General features: G+C 37.0%; 2 protein-coding genes. One reads left to right on the top strand and one right to left on the bottom strand.

Annotated elements, in window-relative coordinates:
- Positions 1-312: 312 nt before the first annotated feature.
- Positions 313-423, bottom strand: a complete 111-nt coding sequence (locus V7183_RS26015; protein ID WP_438825185.1) for a hypothetical protein — start codon at positions 421-423, stop codon at positions 313-315.
- 193 nt (positions 424-616) lie between these two features.
- Between V7183_RS26015 and V7183_RS19875 the strand changes: the two genes are divergently transcribed.
- The gene (locus V7183_RS19875; protein ID WP_335360590.1) at positions 617-3646 is read left to right on the top strand and encodes an efflux RND transporter permease subunit; all 3030 of its coding nucleotides are present in this window, start codon (positions 617-619) and stop codon (positions 3644-3646) included.
- Positions 3647-3987 lie beyond the last annotated feature (341 nt).

Below are 3987 nucleotides of genomic sequence, written 5' to 3'. Positions count from 1 at the left end.
TGACTCGTCTTTTTTGTGTATTTTTATCATTATAAAATAACACTGAATTTCTTAATAAAGGAACCCAGCTTTATTTCATCGAAATAGACGAACCAAGTGGTCATGAAAAAACCTATCAAAATAGGAGAACATTCTTCATTTCTATAAAACATATCAGAAATATCCTTTCATTTTTACTAAGAGACCTCGTATTCCAAAGCATATTAAATTTTCTATGAAAGAAATTAAATACATTCTTTTTAAATATATTCTTTTTCCAAAAAAACAGCATGAAATCAAATATTGATAGATCATTTGTGTGGGTCGGCAATCTCAAAGAGGTATGTGTGCCTCCTGCTTACGGAAAGTGTAAAATACACAATCCTTTTTGTCATGTTTAGAACATGACTTTTTACACTGCTGTATAGAAGAAATTTTCTGTATACTTAGCGCCGTGTGATTCGATATAGGTCTTTGGGCTGAGTTTAGAATCCATCATGCGGTTGATGTGGAATAAAAGGATAAAATTTACAATTGCGAAAGGGTGAAGAAAATATAAGTAGGGGAGGATTACGATTTATAGAGATTATGTAAGTAAGATTATTTTCCTTAGTACAAAGGGATGGGAGGAATGACGGTGGGGTCGTGGATTCGCTTTTCTTTAAAAAATGTAGGTGTTGTCTTTCTCGCGATGATTTTTATTGTTGTCGGGGGATTATATTCTATTAAAACAATAGAGATGGAAGAAATGCCAAACGTTGATATTCCGTATATGGTTGTGCAAGTCCCTTATATGGGTGCCACGCCAGAGCAAGGGTTAAATGATATAGGAAAGCCGCTAGAAACTGCATTTTCTAGTATTCAAAAGCTTGATAATTTATATATTGAAGCTCATAGCAACATGGTAGTTGCTATTTTAGGATTTGATATGGACAGGAAGATGGATGAGGCTGAAAAAGATGTGACGAGTGCTGTTGCATCTCTAAAATTACCAGAGGATGCAGGGAAACCTGTCGTTATGAAAGATGGACCTTCGCAGATGCCAATATTTACTTTCGCGCTTTCTTCAGACAATGCTAAGCAGGCGGATATTTCACAATACGTGAACGATCGGATTAAACCGACTTTGTCTACTGTTGAAAATATCGGCAAGGTGGATGTGTCAGGTGAAACCGAAAAGCAATTGTCTATTAGACTTGATGTTGAAAAAATGAAAGAAAAAAAGATTACTTATGACATAGTAAAGCAAGCACTTTTAGCACACAATTTTTCTTTTCCAGCAGGCCAGGTGAGCATTAATGAAAAAACATTAAATGTTCAAGCTGATTACAAACTTAAATCGCTTACTGATGTGAATAATATGAAAATGGCAGTACCAAGTGCTGGGGGAGTACAAACGGTTAAATTGTCAGATGTAGCAACTGTAGAATATGGAAGTAAAATAGAAACTGTATATACGAGATTAAAAGACACGCCTGCAGTTCTTGTATCTGTTAAAGCGCAGCCAGGAGCTAATGCAGTGGAAGTGGTCAAACAAATTAACCAAAAACTATCTGATCTACAATTACCAGAGGGTTATAAACTGACAAAGTTGTATGACAGCTCAAAGCAGGTAGAAAAATCAGTTAATAGTATGCTTAGGGAAGTGTTGCTAGGTACATTGTTTGCTGTCATTGTGACATTTGTATTCTTACGTAATATAAGAGCTACAATTGTAGCTGTGCTATCAATTCCGCTGTCTGTTTTAGCAGCGATGATTACGATGAAGTATTTACATTATAGTTTGAATATGATGACGCTAGCTGGTATTGCAGTAGCTGTTGGTCGAGTAATTGATGATTCTATCGTAGTCATTGAAAACATCTACCGCAGAACATTAAGCAGCGCAAAGCGTGATGCAAACATGGTGTTAGCAGCTGCTAAAGAAGTTGGCGGTGCGGTTACATCTTCAACAATTACGACTATGGCAGTATTTGGCCCACTTTCATTCGTTCCGGGAATTGTTGGCAAGTTCTTTGCTCCGTTCGGAATTACAGTTATTGTTGCACTTGCTTTTTCTTTACTTGTTTCGTTAACAGTTGTCCCTTTGCTTGCTAAGTTTTTCTTGCTACGTTTGAAGCATAAGGAGCCGAAAGAAACAATATTGCAGAGAGCATATCGGCGTGTGCTGAGCTGGGCGATTCAGAAAAAGATGATTACACTCTTTCTCGCTTTTGTCGTATTTGTTTCATCTTTAGGGCTTGTGCCGCTGATCCCGAAAAACTTTTTACCAGAAGAAAAGGCGGCTTCATATAATCTGACGGCAGATTTACCTGTTGGAACATCACTTGACAAAGCTAATGGTGTAGCTAAAGATATGGAAAGTATTCTTAGTAAACAAGTGAGTGTGAAAAGCTATCAAACGATTGTTTCAGGAGAAAGAATTCGTTTGTCTATTGATTTGAAGGATGATATGACGAAAGAAGGAATAACGACTTTTGAAAAAGATGTAAAAGAAAAGATGAAAAATCTAGGAACGGGCATCGAAACAGCTTTGACACCGATTGGTATAACAGGAGGAGGACAATTTGTTCTTATTGTGGAAGGCGGAAATGCTAAGGATTTGGAGACTGCCGGGAATAAGATTGTAGAGAAGATAAAGGATATAAAGGGCTTGTCGAATGTGAAAACAAATTTATCTGCTGTAAAACCGCAACTTAATTTGTCAATTGATGAAGAAAAAGCAGTGGGAAAAGGTTTGAATCCAATGATGATTGCTGCTTTTGTAAGAGGGAGTATTGCTGGTGAAAGTGTTACGACAGTCCAATTAGACGGAAAAACGACTTCAGTGAATCTAGGATTGAAAAATGATAATCTTACATCTATTGAAAGCATTACGAATCAAATTATTATGAGTCCTACTGGGCAACAGGTAAAATTGTCGGATGTAGCCACCCTCTCTGAAGCACCGGGACCTACTGCTTTGTATCGCTTAAATCAGCAAGAGTATGTACAAGTAAGTGCAAGATTTACAACAGATAATGTATCTGGTGTGCAAGCTGAGGTAGATAAGCGTTTAAAAGATTCAGATTTGCCAAAAGGTATTAAGTATCGCTCTGAAGGACAGTCACAAGCTATGAATGAAGGGTTCCAAAATATGATTATTGCTATGGGGATTGCTGTTGTACTTGTCTTTGTTGTGATGCTAGTGACATTTGGAAATGCAATGGCTCCGTTTGCAATTCTATTTTCTTTACCATTTCTTTTTACAGGTGGTTTGCTTGGCTTATACCTTACGAAAGAACCTTTAGGTATGCCGGCATTGGTTGGGTTTCTTATGTTAATTGGAATTGTTGTAACGAATGCTATTGTGTTGATGGATCGTGTTATGCAAAATGAAAAACAAGGAATGGCTATAAAAGAAGCTTTATTAGAAGCGGGGGTAACAAGACTTCGTCCGATTTTAATGACGGCTCTTGCTACAATAGGTGCACTTACACCGTTGGCGTTGTCGACCGAGGGAGGGCTTATTTCTCGTTCTCTTGCTATCGTTGTAATTTCTGGCTTACTAACATCTACGCTTTTAACATTAGTCATAGTCCCGACCGCATACTATGTGATGAGTAGGTTAAAATGGAATTTTACAATGAAAAGAAGAGTTTCGAAGGCGAAAAAAGAAACAGCATAAAAAACTAAGGGAATGGGAGAAGGTATTCTGTTCCCTTAGTTTTTTTATAAATAAAGAGGATAGCTTCATGAAACTATATAGGCGGTAGAATCGGTGAGACAGTCATTGCTATTTGGTAGATTAGTTGGGAAAAGATTTTAGGCTAACAATGAAATGGAAACATGCATGAAGAAAAAATATATTGATTTTGTGGAAAGAAGGGTGTATTATATTAAAAGTCGCTGCTGCAATAAAGCAAAACGCGGCAAACGAAATAAAAAACTTAGTTGACATTGAAACATAGAAATGTTAACATAAGGGAGTCGCAAATGAGCGGCAAACAAGTTCTTTGAAAACTGAAC

It is taken from the genome of Bacillus sp. JJ1127 (genome assembly GCF_036965845.1).
GTDB lineage: Bacteria > Bacillota > Bacilli > Bacillales > Bacillaceae_G > Bacillus_A.
The sequence above is the reverse complement of the archived record's forward strand: the minus strand, read 5'-3'. Positions and strand labels throughout refer to the sequence as shown.